The sequence below is a fragment of the Nocardia neocaledoniensis genome (assembly GCF_029868625.1).
Taxonomy (GTDB): domain Bacteria; phylum Actinomycetota; class Actinomycetes; order Mycobacteriales; family Mycobacteriaceae; genus Nocardia; species Nocardia neocaledoniensis_A.
The window spans coordinates 1-14502 of record NZ_JARWOJ010000177.1 but is presented as its reverse complement, the minus strand read 5'-3'; the positions used below and the strand labels follow the sequence as shown (position 1 = coordinate 14502).

At 71.1% G+C, this 14502-nt stretch carries 16 protein-coding genes and 1 pseudogene; 11 read left to right on the top strand and 6 right to left on the bottom strand.

Translation table 11 applies throughout. From position 1 onward, the window contains the following. Positions 1-84: 84 nt before the first annotated feature. The gene (locus QH270_RS12635) at positions 85-1518 is read right to left on the bottom strand and encodes an MFS transporter (protein ID WP_280341239.1); all 1434 of its coding nucleotides are present in this window, start codon (positions 1516-1518) and stop codon (positions 85-87) included. Positions 1519-1616: 98 nt separating this feature from the next. Continuing rightward, on the bottom strand, positions 1617-2411 hold the full coding sequence (locus QH270_RS12630; protein WP_432420351.1) for an IclR family transcriptional regulator: 795 nt from the start codon (positions 2409-2411) through the stop codon (positions 1617-1619). Between the two features lie 167 nt (positions 2412-2578). Here QH270_RS12630 and QH270_RS12625 point away from each other — a divergent pair, with 167 nt between their 5' ends. From QH270_RS12625 to QH270_RS12590, 8 genes are read left to right on the top strand one after another with little or no spacing between them, the layout of a single operon-like run. Beyond that, positions 2579-3616, top strand: a complete 1038-nt coding sequence (locus QH270_RS12625; protein WP_280341235.1) for an NrtA/SsuA/CpmA family ABC transporter substrate-binding protein — start codon at positions 2579-2581, stop codon at positions 3614-3616. Between the two features lies 1 nt (position 3617). Then, a complete protein-coding gene (locus QH270_RS12620) occupies positions 3618-4433 on the top strand; it encodes an ABC transporter permease (protein ID WP_280341232.1) in 816 nt (271 codons plus the stop codon). Then, entirely contained in the window at positions 4430-5194 is a 765-nt protein-coding gene (locus QH270_RS12615) for an ABC transporter ATP-binding protein (RefSeq protein WP_280341229.1), read from the top strand. The genes QH270_RS12620 and QH270_RS12615 overlap by 4 nt, the downstream gene beginning before the upstream one ends. Continuing rightward, the gene (locus tag QH270_RS12610; RefSeq protein WP_280341226.1) at positions 5191-6216 is read left to right on the top strand and encodes an ABC transporter substrate-binding protein; all 1026 of its coding nucleotides are present in this window, start codon (positions 5191-5193) and stop codon (positions 6214-6216) included. Before QH270_RS12615 ends, QH270_RS12610 begins: the two co-directional genes overlap by 4 nt. After that, the gene (locus QH270_RS12605) at positions 6213-7313 is read left to right on the top strand and encodes an LLM class flavin-dependent oxidoreductase (RefSeq protein WP_280341223.1); all 1101 of its coding nucleotides are present in this window, start codon (positions 6213-6215) and stop codon (positions 7311-7313) included. Before QH270_RS12610 ends, QH270_RS12605 begins: the two co-directional genes overlap by 4 nt. Continuing rightward, complete coding sequence (locus QH270_RS12600; protein WP_280341220.1) at positions 7310-8479, top strand: LLM class flavin-dependent oxidoreductase; 1170 nt, start codon at positions 7310-7312, stop codon at positions 8477-8479. The genes QH270_RS12605 and QH270_RS12600 overlap by 4 nt, the downstream gene beginning before the upstream one ends. A gap of 16 nt (positions 8480-8495) precedes the next feature. Beyond that, complete coding sequence (locus QH270_RS12595) at positions 8496-9215, top strand: class II aldolase/adducin family protein (RefSeq protein WP_280341218.1); 720 nt, start codon at positions 8496-8498, stop codon at positions 9213-9215. Then, a complete protein-coding gene (locus tag QH270_RS12590) occupies positions 9212-10156 on the top strand; it encodes an ABC transporter substrate-binding protein (protein ID WP_280341216.1) in 945 nt (314 codons plus the stop codon). Before QH270_RS12595 ends, QH270_RS12590 begins: the two co-directional genes overlap by 4 nt. 61 nt (positions 10157-10217) lie before the next feature. On the opposite strand, the gene QH270_RS12585 is transcribed toward QH270_RS12590, so the two are convergent. Next, positions 10218-10439 (bottom strand): hypothetical protein, encoded by a 222-nt coding sequence (locus tag QH270_RS12585; RefSeq protein ID WP_280341214.1) that lies wholly within the window; start codon positions 10437-10439, stop codon positions 10218-10220. Between the two features lie 206 nt (positions 10440-10645). Here QH270_RS12585 and QH270_RS12580 point away from each other — a divergent pair, with 206 nt between their 5' ends. Genes QH270_RS12580 through cynR form a run of 3 tightly spaced genes read left to right on the top strand, consistent with a single transcriptional unit; the run spans position 10646 to position 12496 of the window. Beyond that, positions 10646-10927 (top strand): hypothetical protein, encoded by a 282-nt coding sequence (locus tag QH270_RS12580; RefSeq protein WP_110038598.1) that lies wholly within the window; start codon positions 10646-10648, stop codon positions 10925-10927. A 41-nt stretch (positions 10928-10968) separates the two neighbouring features. After that, positions 10969-11556, top strand: a complete 588-nt coding sequence (locus QH270_RS12575; protein ID WP_280341212.1) for an NAD-dependent epimerase/dehydratase family protein — start codon at positions 10969-10971, stop codon at positions 11554-11556. A 52-nt stretch (positions 11557-11608) separates the two neighbouring features. Then, entirely contained in the window at positions 11609-12496 is an 888-nt protein-coding gene (gene cynR / locus QH270_RS12570) for a transcriptional regulator CynR (RefSeq protein WP_280341209.1), read from the top strand. Positions 12497-12505: 9 nt separating this feature from the next. On the opposite strand, the gene QH270_RS12565 is transcribed toward cynR, so the two are convergent. The 3 genes and pseudogenes from QH270_RS12565 to QH270_RS34525 form a co-directional block, all read right to left on the bottom strand. Then, a complete protein-coding gene (locus QH270_RS12565; protein WP_280341204.1) occupies positions 12506-13741 on the bottom strand; it encodes a serine hydrolase in 1236 nt (411 codons plus the stop codon). A 45-nt stretch (positions 13742-13786) separates the two neighbouring features. Then, a complete protein-coding gene (locus QH270_RS12560; protein ID WP_280341201.1) occupies positions 13787-14176 on the bottom strand; it encodes a VOC family protein in 390 nt (129 codons plus the stop codon). 109 nt (positions 14177-14285) lie between these two features. Then, a pseudogene (locus tag QH270_RS34525) lies at positions 14286-14502 on the bottom strand (hypothetical protein); the annotation flags it as partial.

The following is a 14502-nucleotide window of genomic DNA, read 5'->3' as shown; positions in this document are numbered from 1 at the left end:
GGTCTCGCCGGAAGTGACCGGCGGCCGGGCAGGGTTCGCTCGGCGGTCGGCGCGGAAACCGATTGCTCGGCAGCAGGTTTCGTGTCAGCCCGCGGTGTCTGCCGGCCCGGCGGGTTGCCTCGCGCCCGGCATCGTCGCCGCCGCCGCGAACAGCAGGACGGCCATGGCCAGCAGGGTGACGAACACCAGGTGGACGGCGTGCGCGAGCTCGGTGGGGTCGGGCCGGTCGACGGCGTCGACCTGGGAGTTGACGATCGCGCCGAACACCGCCACGCCGACCGCGCTGCCGATGGACCGAGCGAACATGGTCGCGGAGGTGACCACGCCGCGCTCCGACCACGCCGCGCTGGTCTGGGCGGCGATCAGGGTCGGGTTGGCGATCAGGCCCATGCCGGCGCCGATCACGAAGCAGGTGCCCGCGATCTGCCACGGGCTCGACCCCACGCCGATCGGCACCAGGGCCGCACACCCGAGCAGCGCGATCGCGCCGCCGATCAGCGCCGTGGCCCGGAAGCCGATCCGCAGGTACAGCGTGCCCGCCTGCGAGGCGGTGATCGGCCAGCCGATGGTGAGCGCGCCGACGGTGAGCCCGGCGATCGTGGCGCTGGTGCCGAGCACGCCCTGCGCGAAGGTCGGCACATACGAGGTGAGACCGAGCACGATCGCACCGATCAGCAGTGACACCGCGCTGGCCGCCACCACGACGCGCCGGGTGAAGATCCACAGCGGCAGAATCGGATTCACCGCCCCGCGCTCCACGAATCCGAAGGTCACCAGCACGATCGCGCTGCCGGCGAAGAGGCCGACGCTCACCGGCGATCCCCATGCCCAGGCCTGGCCGCCCTCGAGCAGCGCGAGAATCACCGCACCGGCGCCGAGGGTGAGCAGTGTGGCCCCGAGATAGTCGACCCGCTGACGTGGTCCGCGTGGCGCGGTCTCGGTGAACTTGCGCAGCAACATGAATCCCGCGATGCCCGCCAGCGGGAGATTGACCAGGAAGATCCACCGCCAGCTCGCGAAATCCGCGAACGCGCCGCCGAGCAACGGCCCGAGCACCGCCGATCCCGCCCACACCCCGGCCAGATACCCCTGCACCTTCGCCCGCTCCGGCAGCGTGTAGATGTCGCTGGCGATCACCATCGTCATCGGCTGCACGGCGCCGGCGCCGATACCCTGGATCGCCCGGAACACGATGAGCGCCACCATGTTCGTCGCCAGCCCGCACAGCAGTGAGCCGAGCGCGAACACCGCGATCCCGAACAGGATCACCGGCTTGCGCCCGACGGTGTCGGCGACCTTCCCGTAGATCGGCACGGTCACGGCCTGGGTGAGCAGATAGATCGAGAACAGCCACGGGAACAGCGCGAACCCACCGAGATCGGTGGTGATGGTGAGGACCCCGGTAGCGATGATCGTCGAGTCCAGCGCCACCAGACTGGTCGACATCATCAGGGCCCCGAGAATCGCCCCGCGTTCGGAGCGCAGTCCGACGGTCGAGCGCGCGGTATCGATCGCCATCCCACTCCTTCCCTTACCTCAGCTAATGATTGCGACGCTAACGGTCGGTGACCGGCGTCGGGGGCGGAACGGGGGAGGTGTGACGGGATCGGGGCCGCTCACTCCGCGGCGGCGAAGGTCGCGGCGATCTCGGCCGCGGTCACCTTCGCCAGTTCGACGAAGAACGGCACCCGCTCGTCGATCATCAGCGTCACCGGTCCGCGCAGGCCGAGGGCGAAGCGGCAGTGCCCCCGCGGATCGAGGATGGGCAGGCCGATGGTGCGGAAGCCGGGATCCAGTTCGCGGTCGTTGAACGCGTAGCCGCGTGCGCGCGTGGCGACGAGTTCGGCCCGCAGTTCCTCGGCGCTCGACACCGATCGTTCGGTGCCCTCTTCGTAAGGGAGCGAACGCAATTCGTCGTCGCTCACCTCGGACCAGGCGAGCAGCGCCTTGCCCAGCGCACTGGCGTGCAGCGGGAGCCGCACGCCCTGCAGTTCGTGGCCGTCGGTCTCGCGCCAGCGGCTGGTGCCGAGCAGGACGGCGTGGATGCCGTGCCGGGTCGCCACCGAGCCGGTGGCGCCGGTGGTCGCCGCGAGCTGCTCGAGCGCGGGCTCGGCGAGATAGATCTTGTGCTGGCGATAGGCGATCTGGCCGTATTCGGCGAGGGCGCCGCCCATCCGGTAGCGGCTCGACGCGGCGTCCTTCTCCAGGAACCCCGCCTGCACGAGCGCGCCGAGCAGACGATGGGTGGTGCTCACGGCGAGCCCCTGCGCCCGCGCGACCTCCGAGACACCCCGCTCCTCACCGCCGCGGAAGCAGTCGAGGACCGACAGGGCTCGCGTCACGGTCTGCACGCTGGTGTTCTCCACGAACCCGACGGTAACACAGCGGTTCGCCGCAACCCTGTCGGTCATTCCGCTATTCGGAAAGGGTGGGCGTGGTAGTTCGGGAAACACGCCATAAAGCGCAGGATCGACGCCTGTCAAGCTTTCCAATCTGCGGAATGGCATCCCTCGTTCGGCGCCATCGCCGCTTCTACGCTGCCAAGGCATCACCCGCTGATCCCCGAACAGGAGCCCCGATGTCCCGCAGGCTGCCGGCCTTCACGCGAATCGCGCTCGCGATCGCCCCCGTCGTCGCCCTCGTCGCGGCGTGTGGCTCCGGTTCCACACCCGAGAACGCCGCCGAGGCGTCCTTCGTGCTCGAGATCGCCGATCCGGGCAACTCCGGACCGCTCGCCGTCGGCAAGCGCGACGGCACCTTCGACGCCGCACTGGCCCCGCTGGGCGCCAAGGTCCGATGGGTCACCACCACACCGGGTTTCAGCTCCATGCTGAAGCTGTTCAACACCGGGGAACTCGATGTCTCCGGCGCTGCGTTCAGCCCGGTGGTCGGTGCGCTGTCCAAGGACGTCGGGGTGAAGATCGTCGCCGTGGCCGACCCGGCCGGGCAGGACCAGAGCGGCATCATCGTCGGCCCCGAGTCGGGCGTGACCTCGGTGGCCGGACTCGTCGGCAAACGGATCGCGGTGAACCCGGCGGGCAAGGGCGAATACATCACGCTGAAAGCGCTGGCGCAGGCCGGGATTCCCGCCGACAAGGTGACCAGGGTCCCGCTCCAGCAGAAGGACGCGGCCTCGGCCTTCGCCACCGGCAAGGTCGATGCGTGGGCGTCGTTCCTGGTGCCCTACCAGGAGGCCAAGGCCGCGGGAGGGCGCGAGATCGCCACCGAGAAATCGATCGGCTCCACCGACAACACCGTCGTCGTGTTCCGCACCGAGGTACTCGAACAGCGCCCCGATGTCGCCGCGAAGTATCTGGAAGTGCTGCGCGACCTCACGGCGAAGCAGAAGGCCGCGCCCGCCGATTTCGAGAACGTCTTCGAGAAGACCGGGCCGCGCGCGCTGACCGGGGATCGGCTCGCCGACGCACTGCGTGTCGGCGCCGAGGTGTCCGTGCCGCGCCTGCCCGTCGAGTCCGACGCGGCCGATCTCGCCGATGTCGTGAACACCTTCGCCGACAACGGCGTCATCAGCCGCCGGATCACCGCCGCCGACATCTTCTACGACCTGCGCGCCGAGCTCAGCCCGGAGCAACTGGCCGCGCTGAAGGACAAGTGACATGACCACGCTCGAACTCGCCGCGCCACGGGCCAGTGTGCCCAGGCGGCGCCCGCGATGGCTCTCCCTCGCGCTGCGCGCCGCCCTGCCCGCGGCCCTCGTCCTCGCCTGGTGGGTGGGGTCGGCGACCGGTGCCCTGTCCCCGCGCGTGCTCGCCGGGCCCGCCGCGGTCTGGTCGGCCCTGCTGGAGCTGGCCGAGAGCGGCCAGCTGCTCGACTTCGCCCTGGCCTCGTTCGGCAGGGCCGCCGCGGGCGTCGCGCTCGGCGTCGGCGTAGGCCTGGTGTTCGGGCTGCTGTCGGGCCTGTCCAGCCTGGGCGAGGAACTGGTCGACTCGACGATGCAGATCGTGCGCGCTGTGCCCTTCCTCGCGCTGGTGCCGCTGTTCATCTCCTGGTTCGGCATCGACGAGCTCTACAAGGTGCTGCTGATCGCCGTGGCGACCACCGCCCCGATGTACGCCTACACCTACCTCGGCGTCCGCAATGTCGACCGCAAGATGGTCGAGGCCGCCCGCGGATTCGGCCTCACCGGCACCCGGCTCGTGGTCGAGGTGATCGTGCCCGCGGCGCTACCCGGCATCCTGATGGCGTTGCGGGTGTGCCTGTCGATCAGCATCACCGGCCTGATCGCGGCCGAGCAGGTGGGCACCCAGCAGGGCGTCGGCTATCTGGTGACGCTGGCCCAGGAATACAACCGCACCGACTACATGGTGCTGTGCGTGGTGCTCTACGCGCTGCTCGGTCTGGTGTTCGACGCACTCGTACGGCTCGCGGAACGCTACGCGATGCCCTGGCGCGCTCAGGTGGCGATCCGATGACCACGACCACAGCCGCACCCGTCACCCCCACCGCGGACCGGCGCGAACCGGTCGCGGTCTCGATCACGGGGCTGCGCAAGACCTTCGGGACCAAGACCGTCCTCGACGGCATCGACCTGACCATCCGGCGCGGCGAGTTCGTCGTCCTGCTCGGTCCGAGCGGCACCGGCAAGACCACGCTGCTGCGCCTGCTCACCGGGCTGGAGACGCCCGACGCGGGCGAGGTGCTGGTGCCCGCCCGCCGCACCACCGTCTACCAGGAGCCCCGGCTCATCCCGTCCAAGCGGGTGCTGGCCAATGTGCTCGTCGGTCTGCGCCGCGGCCGGACCCAGCGCGAGGCCGGCCTGCGCGCCCTGCGCGAGGTACACCTCGACGGCAAGGCCGGGCAGTGGCCCGCCACCCTGTCCGGTGGCGAGGCCCAGCGCGCCGCGCTGGCCAGGGCGCTGGTCCGGGAACCGGAACTGCTGCTGCTCGACGAGCCGTTCGCGGCGCTGGACGCCCTCACCCGGCTGCGGATGCAGGACCTGGTCGGCGATCTCGTCGCCCGGCACCGGCCCGCCGTGCTCATGGTCACCCACGATGTCGACGAGGCGATCCGGCTGGCCGACCGGGTGATCATCCTCGACCACGGCCGCTTCGCCGTCGACGACGTGATCGACCTACCGCACCCGCGTGATCACGCGGCCACCGAAACCCTGCGCTACCGCACGCGATTCCTCGCCCACCTCGGCGTCGGACCAGAATCAAGGAGCACGTCATGACCGAAACCCTGTGGTACACCCGCTGCCCGGTGCCGACCGCGAGCGGCCTCGCGCACAGCCTCGGCTGGCTCGGCGCGACCGCGGCGGACGCTGGCCTGGAATTCGGCGTCCTGCAGGACGCGGGTCCCGAACTGGCCGGCCACCACTTCCTGCACGAGCTGCCCGGGCTGATCCGCGAGGGCGGCAATGTGCCCGCGCTGGCGGCGCGCGCCCAGGGGTCGCCGACCCGGTTGATCGGTCTCACCTGGATCGACGAGGCACAGGCGATCCTGGTGGGGCCGGATTCGCCCGTGCGCGGCGCCGCCGGACTGGCCGGGCTGCGGGTCGGCGTTCCGGCGTGGGCCCAGGACAGGGCCCGCAGCTTCCCCCGGGCGATGGCCCTGCACGGTTTCGCCAACGCGTTGCGCCCGGCCGGGCTCACGCTGGCCGACGTGCGGATCGTCGAACTCGATGTCGAGCGGGATCCCCAGGTGCGCACCGCGATCCAGTCGTCGAGCCGGTCGACCACGTGGGGTGTCGAGGAATTGCTCGCGGGCCGGGTCGACGCCATCTACGTCAAGGGCGCCCGCGCGGCGGAGGTGGCGACGGCGAACGGGCTGCGCGTCGCGGTCGACCTGGACGCCTCGGCGACCGAGCGCCTGCGGGTCAACAACGGCACCCCGCGCCCGATCACCGTGCACGCGGACCTGCTCGAATCCCGGCCCGAGGTCGTGATCGGCTTCCTCGCCCAGAGCTTGCGGGCCGCCGACTGGGCGGCCGGTGACCTCGACGGGGTCCGCGCCGTCCTGCAGCGCGAAACGCTGTCGGGCCCCGAGGGTGTCGTCGCCGCCTACGGTGCCGAGTTCCATCGCGGCCTGCACCCGTCGCTCGCCGCCGACCGGGTGGAACTGCTCGGCACGCAGAAGCAGTTCCTCTACGCGCACGGCTTCCTGGCCGCCGACTTCGACCTCGAATCCTGGGTCGCCCCCGAGCCGTTGGCGCGGGCGCGCGAACTCGTCGCCGCCGAGCGGGTGCCCGCATGAGCGAATTCGTCTGGAGACTGCCGAGCCGCGGCGACGGCCGCCGCGCCCGGCCCGCCCTGCGCGGCCGCGGCGGCTTCGGCCCACCGCCACCGCGCACCGTGGCCACCGACGTACGCCCCGGCCGCTTCGGTCCCTTCGACGACCTGGCCCAGATCGTCGACGCCGCCGAACTCACCGGCTTCGACGGCGTCCTCGCGCCCTACGACCCGCTGGGTGAGGAATCCTGGATCGTCGCGGCCGCCGCCCTGCGCGCCACCCGCTACGCGCATGTCACCGTCGAATTCCAGCCCGCCTTCGGCACTCCGGTGTACGCGGCCAAGATGTCGGCCACCCTGCAGCGGCACGCTCGGGGACGGCTGCGCTGGCGGCTCGCGGTGGACACCGACGCGGCCGAGACCCGCGCCCGCGGTGACCACGTCGGCGGCGACGAGCGCTACCGGCGCGCGGCGGAATTCCTCACCGTCGCCCGTGGCGTCTGGAACGAGACCGAGGTCGCCGCGGCCGGATTCGCGGGCACCGGGTTCGAGTACTCGGGCCGGTACTACGACGTCGTCGACGGCGGATTCCGCGGCATCCTGTCCGGGCTGCCGTTCCCAGCGGTCCACCTCAGCGGAACCTCGGCCGCGGCGTTGGACCTGTCGGCCACCCACGGCGACGTCCACGTCTTCGGCGAAGAACGCGACGGAATCGCCGGCGCCGTCGCGGAACTGGGGGAGCGGGCCGACGCGGCGGGCCGCACGGTGGGTGTCGCGCTGGAGTTGCCGATCGTCGCCAGGGAGACCGAGGACGAGGCCTGGGCCAGGGTGCACCGGCAGTGGGCGGAATCGGGCCGACCCGGCTCGGCGGCCGAGCACGCACTCGGCGACGGCCGCTGGGCGGGCTTCGACGCGCTCGGCTACGACCGGCCGATCGGCCTGGTCGGCAGCTACGAGCAGGTCGCCCGCCGGCTCGCGGCCTACGAACTCGCGGGCGTGCGGACCTTCGTGCTCGCCGGCCATCCGAACATCGAGGAGATCCACCGCGCGGGCGAGCATCTGCTGTTCCGCGTCGACCCCACCGGCCGCACCCGCACCACCGCGCAGGAGATCACCGCATGACCATCGACGTCTACTGGCGCATCGGTATGGAGGGCGACCACGCCTCCCTGCGCACGCCGCGCCGCTACAACCGCGGCAGCGCGGGCGGCTACGAGCCGGGCAATATCGCCCCGGCCATCCGCGGCGGGGCGCTGGACGAGTACAGCTATCTCGACCACGTGGCCGCCGTAGCCAAGGCCACCGAATCGGCCGGCTTCCTCGGCGGCCTGCTGCCCTCGTTCCCGGTGACCGACGACCCGTGGGCCGTCGCCGCCGCGCTGGCCGCCGAGACCACCACCTACCGCTTCATGGTGGCCTTCCAGCCCGGCTTCCTGCACCCGGTGCAGGCGGCCAGGATGTCGGCCAGCCTGCAGCGGGCCACCGGCGGCCGCCTCGTCTACAACATCATCAGCGGAGGCGGCGGGCCCGCCCAATTGTGGTGGGGCGACAAGGTTTCCCACGACGACCGCTACGCCCGCACCAGCGAGTTCCTCGACGTGCTGCGCGGCGTCTGGGACGGCGAGCCGTTCGACCACGACGGCCGCTTCTTCCGCACCGACGGCGCCGCGCTGCCGCCGGGCCTGGCTGGTCAGCCGTTCCCCGAGGTCTTCTTCTCGGGCTCCTCCGGCGCCGCCGTGGCCGCCGCGGGCCGCCACGCCGACTACTACCTGTCCTGGCTCGAGCCCTTCGCCGACCTGCGCGCCAAGTTCGACGGAGTTCGTGCCGACGCCGACAAGCTCGGGCGCACACCGAAGTTCGCCGTCCGCATCGACATCGTCGCCCGGCACACCGAGGAGGCGGCCTGGGCCGAGATCGAGAAGGGCTGGGCCTTCGTCGACCGCGCGGCCGCCGACCGGGCCGCGCAGGGCGACTCGGTCGGCGCCGCGCGCATCGCGGGATGGGTGCCCGAAACCATCACCGGCTACCGCGATCTGGAAGTCCAGCCCAACGTCTGGTGCGGCTTCAGCCTCATCCGCGGCGGCCCCGCCTTCGGTCTCGTCGGCAGCTACGAGCAGGTGGCGCAACGCCTCGACGAACTGATCGCGCTGGGCGTGGACGCCTTCATCCTCGCGGGCAACCCGCACCTGGAGGAGGCGTACCGGGTCGGCGAGGAAGTTCTGCCGCTGCTCGGCCGCTCCAGGCTCACCACCCCGTCCACCGAGACCGTCCTCGCGACGGCCCGATAACGCAGGAGACACCCCGATGACCACCACCGAAACCCGTGTGCCGGAAGCCGTCACGGCCTTCGTCGACGCGGTGACCCGTGACGCCGAGACCGCGTTCCGGGTCTTCCGCGAGACCGGTACCGTCACCGGCAACGGCACCGTCAACTTCGTCGAGCGGGTGCCGGGCGAAGAGATCGCCGTCGCCCTCAACGCACCCGGGCCGTGGGCCGACGACCAGCGTGTGGCGCCCGTCGTCGCCACCTTCGACGGGGAAGTGCTGTCCGGCACCGGATCCGCCGGCTTCGTCACCGGCTACGCGAAGGTCTTCCGCGCGCACCCGGAGATCACCTCCGTCGTGCACATCCACACCCCGTGGCTGGGTGGCTGGGCGCAGACCCACCGCACCCTGCCGATCCGCTACGCCGCCTCCCAGCGGCTGACGCTCTCGCGCGAGATTCCGCCGCACATCGACCGCACCATCGGCGCGGGCGAGTTCATCCTGGACCGGCTCGAGCGCGATCCGCATCTGGTCGCGATCTTCGAGGCGAACGGCGGTGCCAACGTGATCGGCCGCGCGGGCCTGCTGGAACTGGCGAAGTTCGTGGTCCTGCTCGAGGAGGGTGCGCAATACCAGGCCATCGCCGAAAGCCTCGGTGGCTCGGTCGAATTCGATCCGTCCAACCTCGCCGTGCAGTGGGGTCGCAGCGGCCTGGCCGAGCAGGCCCGCCGCCTCGGCCTGATCGGAGACGCGCGATGAGCCTGCGGGTCGGCTACTTCCCCCACAACAACTCGCTGTTCGTCCTGCGCCACCGCGGTGTGCTCGAGCGGCTGCTGCCCGACGTGGAATGGGTCGATCTGCGCGCCCTGCCGCAGGCCGCCCGCGTCGACCCGAAGACCGGTCTGCCCGGCGAACATTCGGACTGGCTGTTCACCGAGGGCGGCTACGACATCATCGGCACCGGCTTCACCCCGCCCCTGACCGCCCTGGCGAATCAGCGTGACATCGTCTACCTCGGCATCTCGGGCCCGCGTGTGGAGAACGGCCGACTCGTCGCCACCGCGAGCAGCGGCATCACCTCCGCGGCGGACCTGGCCGGCAAGCGGGTCGGCATCGCGCACGGCTCGTGGCAGACCACACTGTTGCTGTTCGCCCTCGACCGGGTGGGCCTGACCTGGGCCGACATCGAGCCGATCGACGTCGACGTGCACGGCGGCGGGGCGGCGCTGCTGGCCGGGGAGCTCGACGCCTGGGTCGGCACCTATCCCGGCCTGCGCGAGGTCGAGGCCGCCACCGCGCTCACGACGCTGGTCGACACCGCCGCGGTGTTCAGCCATCCGTCGCTGTGGTTCACCCGCCGCGACCTCGCCGAGGGCGACCGGTCCGCCGTCGCAGCGGTGCTGACGGCGCTGCGCGAATCGGATGCCTGGATCACGGCGAATCCGCGGGCGGCCGCCCAGTACTTCGTCGACGACGCGCGCTCGCGCGGCGTACCCGCCGACCTGGATGCCTGGGAGGCCGCGCTGCGCGGACGCCCGTTCGGCGTGCACCCCGTGAGCGCGGAGTTCCTCGACGAGCAGCAGCGTGCCGCCGATCTGCTGGTCGCCAACGGCCTGCTGCCGCGCCCGATCGACGTGCGTTCCGCGCTGCTGCCCTGGGTCGGCGAGCTGCTCGCCGAGCCTGCGGTCGCCCCGGTCTGAGCCGGAGACGGCGATGCCCCGGTACCGCGTCGGTACCGGGGCATCGTGCTGCGGGGGTGGATCAGCGTGCGGGTTGAGGGTTGTTCCGGTCCTGACTGATCCGACGGTATTCAAACCAATAGGTCAGGGAAACGGTCGCGTAGGATGCCACGACCGCGGCCGCGGTCACCAGCGGAATCGCGACGATCAACAGAATCAGCAAAGCCATGCTGCCCTCCTCGCGGTACGGTAGATGAGCGATGAAGGTGGTGGTCAGCGCCTCGTCGCGCCGTGTGGTGAACATGCCCCGCCCTGTCGATCGTAGGGGCACGGCGCGAGGAGGGCACGGCTCGACGGCTGTGACGGCGGTCATGGTTTCGCCGGAGTGTCGTCCACGCCATCGAAGCGGCCTGAGGTTGAATGTTCAATAGATCTGGGGTTCTACCGCGTCACGAGTTCTCGACATCGGCTTCACCGTGAACATCCGACGAAGGAGCAACGATCGTGAGCATGATCCTGGCTGTGCTGGACAGTGCCGTTCTCGCCCAGGTCGGCAACCCCACGCCGGAAGCCCCGCCGATGGCGGACAAGATCCTGCAGTTGGGCCGGTACTTCACCTGGATGATCCTGCTGTCGGGCGTCACCGCCATCACCTATGGCGGCGGCCGCTTCGCCTGGGAGAAGTGGAGCGGCGGCGGCCTGCAGTCGCCGAAGATGATCGCCAGTGCCATGGCGGGCGGTGCCGTGGCGACGAGCGCGGGCACGATCATGAACGCCGTGATCGGGGCCTGACCCCCGGTCCCGTAGCGCCGTTCCCGGACTAGGGTCGAAGTGTGCGTATCTTCCTCGCCGGCGCCACGGGCGTCATCGGAACACGGTTGGTGCCCTTGCTGGTCGCCGCCGGTCACGAGGTGGCCGGGCTGACCCGCTCGGCGAACAAGGCGGCCGCGCTGCGGGCCGCCGGAGTGCGGCCGGTCGTGCTCGACGTCTACGACGCGGCCGGACTCACCGCGGCGGTCGTCGGGTTCGCGCCCGAGCTGGTCATGCATCAGCTCACCGATCTGCCCGACGATGTGGACATGCTGGCCACCTCCGCCGAGGCGAACGCGCGCATCCGCAGCGAGGGCACCGCGAATCTGCTCGCCGCCGCGGCGGCCGCGGGCGCGACACGCTTTCTCGCGCAGAGCATCGCGTGGGAACCGCCCGCGGGTCGCGGTGCCGTGATCGCGGCCCACGAGTCCGCGGTGCTCGACGCGGGCGGTGTGGTGCTGCGCTACGGCCAGTTCTACGGTCCCGGAACCTATTACGAGACGACGCCACCGGAACATCCACGGATCCATGTCGATTCTGCGGCGGCGCGCACGCTGGAACTCCTCGACGCGCCTTCGGGGACCGTGGTCGTCGTCGAACCGGTCGAATAGCCACGAAAGCGGTATTGCCCGTCACTCGATAGTCGGCACCTATCATGACGGGATGGAGCTGCGTCATGTCCGGTACCTGCTCGCCGTCGCCGACCACGGCAACTTCACCCGGGCGGCCGAGGCGCTGCACATCTCGCAGCCGACGCTGTCGCAGCAGGTCAAGCAGCTCGAACGGCTCCTCGGCGTGCAACTGCTCGACCGCTCCGGGCGGGTCGTCCGGCTCACCGACGCGGGTGCGGCGTACGCGCGGCACGCCCGCGCCGCGCTGCGTGACCTCGAGGCGGGGGAGCGGGCCGTCCACGACGTCCAGGACCTGAGCCGGGGACATCTGCGGGTGGCGACCACTCCCACCATCACCGCCTATCTCATCGGTCCGCTGCTGCACGAGTTTCATCGCGCGCACCCGGAGGTGACGGTGACGGTCACCGAGGCCACTCAGGACCGGATCGAGGAGGACCTGCTGGCCGACGCGCTCGACCTCGGCATCGCGTTCAGCGGCGCTCACGCGCCCGGGATCGGCGCCGACGCGCTGTTCACCGAGAACCTGAGCCTGGTGGTCGGGTCGGCGCACGCGCTGGCTACGCGGTCGGCCCCGGTCTCGATCCGGGAGCTGGCCGTGCAGCCGCTGGCGCTGCTGAGCCGGGACTTCGCCACCCGGAACCACATCGACGACCATCTCGCCGCCTCCGGTATCGCGCCGCGCACGGCGATCGAGGCGAATTCCATCAACGCGCTCGTCGAATGCACCCGCCGCGGCACGCTCACCACCGTCCTGCCCGACGCGATCGCCCACGCGCACCCCGACCTGCTGCCGGTCGCCCTCGATCCCGCGCTGCCGAGCCGGACCGTGGAACTGCTGCGACGTGACACGGCATACCACTCCGCCGCGGCACGGGCTTTCACCGCGATCGTCCGGCGTGCGGCGGGAAATTTCCAGTGATGGGCGGAGTCAGCCGAGCAACCAGTCCGGCACGGGATCGAGCCGGGGGAACAGCGCCGAGGCCTGGGCGACCAGTCGCGTGGGGCGGTCGGTGTCCGTGGTGGCTTTGCCGCTGGTGAGGATGGCGCCGGCGAGCCCGCGGGCGGGATCGGCCCAGCCGTACTGGGTGGTCAATCCGCTCCGGCCGAAATGGAACTCGGTGTGGCGGCCGAACTTCGAGCGCCGGCCGCCGAGCTCGAATCCCGCCCGGCTCACCCGCCCCGCCGCGCCCGGCATCCGGGCGGCGGGGCGGATCGCCTCGCGCAGGCTGTCCGGCCGCAGGATGCGCACACCGTCGAGTTCGCCTCCGCGCGTGAGGATCTCGTAGAACCGGGACAATTCCTCGGCCGTGGTGACGAGATTGCCGGAGGGGAGTTCCGCGGTGAGGAAGGCGGCGTTGTCGGCCTTGGACGCGTTGTCCATCCGGCCGCCGAGTGCCTTGCGCGCCAGGAAGCCCGCCAGCCGGGAGGGCGGCGGGCCGGTCTTGACGCTGGGCACCACCGTGTCGACGTCGGCGGGGTCTACGCCGAAGTTCGTCCACCGGAAACCGAGTGGTTCGAGGACCTGTTCGGACAGGTGCTCGCGCATCCGTTTCCCGGTGGCCCGCTGGACGAGCAGCCGCTGGATCAAGCCGCCGGTCAACGCGTGGTAGACGCGGAACCGGCCCGGCGGCCAGCTCGGCACCAGTTCGGCCAGTACGGTCACGGCGAGTTCCTCGTCCATGACCGCGGCGGTGCCGGAGTGCGGCGCGGTGACGAAGGGGATCCCCGCCGAATGCGACAGCACGTCACCGATGGTGATCCGGTCCTTCCCGTGTGCCGCGAACTCCGGGATGTATCGGCAGACAGGATCAGCCGGGGCGAAGGCGCCCTGCTCGGCGAGCATGGTCATGACCGTGGCGGCCACGCCCTTGGCGGTGGAGAACCCGCAGAACGGGGTCCGTGGTGTCACGAGCACCTTCTCGGCGTCGGCCGGATCGGTCGGCGCGTTCCCCCACCCGTGCCCGATCGCGCGGTTCAACACCACCTTGCCCGCGCGACGCAGGCAGACCTGGATCGCCGGGGTGGTCCCCATCGCGTACCAATCCCGCACCGAAGCCCACAGCGCCTCGACGGCGGGTGAGGGCGACTCGTCCTCCTGGCCGCGCGTCGTCACCGCGTCGAGATCGTCGGAGACCGGGACCAACCTGCCAGGAATCGCACCCATCCAGCCACCCTACCGACGCCGTAGGGCGGCCCGGAGGGGTCCGGATCAGGGGAACCGGCCGCGCAGGACGCAGAACTCGTTGCCCTCGGGGTCGGCCAGCACGACCCAGGTCTGTTCGCCCTGGCCCACGTCGGCGCGCCGGGCGCCGAGCCCGAGCAGACGCTCGACCTCGGTGTCCTGGTCGGTATCGGTGGGATTGACGTCGATATGGAGCCGGTTCTTGACCGTCTTGCCCTCGGGCACCCGAATGAAGGACAGAGTCGGGGGCACCGGGCCCGGCCGCTTCTTGCCCTCGGGAACGAGCGGTGAGCCGATGGAGACGTACTCCTCGCCGTCGACCTCCTGCACCTCGTAGCCCAGGACCGCGCACCAGAAGCGGGCCAGTGCCCCCGGGTCGGCGCAGTCGATCGCGAGTTCGGTGAACTTGCTGGTCATCTCGAGAGTCCCCGTCCTGTCGTGGTGCACCTCACATCGAGGCTAACCGTGGGGCATCGACCTGTCCGCCCAATTTCGCTGCGCCGACCGGACACGGCGACGGCAGCGTTCAGCCGTCGACCTCGACGAGGACCGAGCGGTCCGCGGCCGACACCCCGCGCCGGGCATAGGCCCGCACGTCGGCGTCGGGATCGGTGACCGCGGAGGCGAGCGCGTCGACCGCGGCCGCACTGCCCGGCCAGGTCGACAGCGCCAGCAGCTGCAGCAGATGGTTCTGGATGACGTCGCGCGCCGCGCCGATCCCGTCGTAATACCCCGCGCGCCCA

Bases quoted from the DNA above. Each gene is read 5' to 3' on its own strand.
- QH270_RS12620 (WP_280341232.1), top strand. From the start codon at position 3,618: ATGACCACGCTCGAACTCGCCGCGCCACGGGCCAGTGTGCCCAGGCGG.
- QH270_RS12615 (WP_280341229.1), top strand. From the start codon at position 4,430: ATGACCACGACCACAGCCGCACCCGTCACCCCCACCGCGGACCGGCGC.
- QH270_RS12565 (WP_280341204.1), bottom strand. From the start codon at position 13,741: ATGGGTGCGATTCCTGGCAGGTTGGTCCCGGTCTCCGACGATCTCGAC.
- QH270_RS12580 (WP_110038598.1), top strand. From the start codon at position 10,646: ATGATCCTGGCTGTGCTGGACAGTGCCGTTCTCGCCCAGGTCGGCAAC.
- QH270_RS12585 (WP_280341214.1), bottom strand. From the start codon at position 10,439: ATGTTCACCACACGGCGCGACGAGGCGCTGACCACCACCTTCATCGCT.
- QH270_RS12625 (WP_280341235.1), top strand. From the start codon at position 2,579: ATGTCCCGCAGGCTGCCGGCCTTCACGCGAATCGCGCTCGCGATCGCC.
- QH270_RS12635 (WP_280341239.1), bottom strand. From the start codon at position 1,518: ATGGCGATCGATACCGCGCGCTCGACCGTCGGACTGCGCTCCGAACGC.
- QH270_RS12560 (WP_280341201.1), bottom strand. From the start codon at position 14,176: ATGACCAGCAAGTTCACCGAACTCGCGATCGACTGCGCCGACCCGGGG.
- QH270_RS12630 (WP_432420351.1), bottom strand. From the start codon at position 2,411: ATGACCGACAGGGTTGCGGCGAACCGCTGTGTTACCGTCGGGTTCGTG.
- QH270_RS12605 (WP_280341223.1), top strand. From the start codon at position 6,213: ATGAGCGAATTCGTCTGGAGACTGCCGAGCCGCGGCGACGGCCGCCGC.
- QH270_RS12610 (WP_280341226.1), top strand. From the start codon at position 5,191: ATGACCGAAACCCTGTGGTACACCCGCTGCCCGGTGCCGACCGCGAGC.
- QH270_RS12590 (WP_280341216.1), top strand. From the start codon at position 9,212: ATGAGCCTGCGGGTCGGCTACTTCCCCCACAACAACTCGCTGTTCGTC.
- cynR (WP_280341209.1), top strand. From the start codon at position 11,609: ATGGAGCTGCGTCATGTCCGGTACCTGCTCGCCGTCGCCGACCACGGC.
- QH270_RS12600 (WP_280341220.1), top strand. From the start codon at position 7,310: ATGACCATCGACGTCTACTGGCGCATCGGTATGGAGGGCGACCACGCC.
- QH270_RS12595 (WP_280341218.1), top strand. From the start codon at position 8,496: ATGACCACCACCGAAACCCGTGTGCCGGAAGCCGTCACGGCCTTCGTC.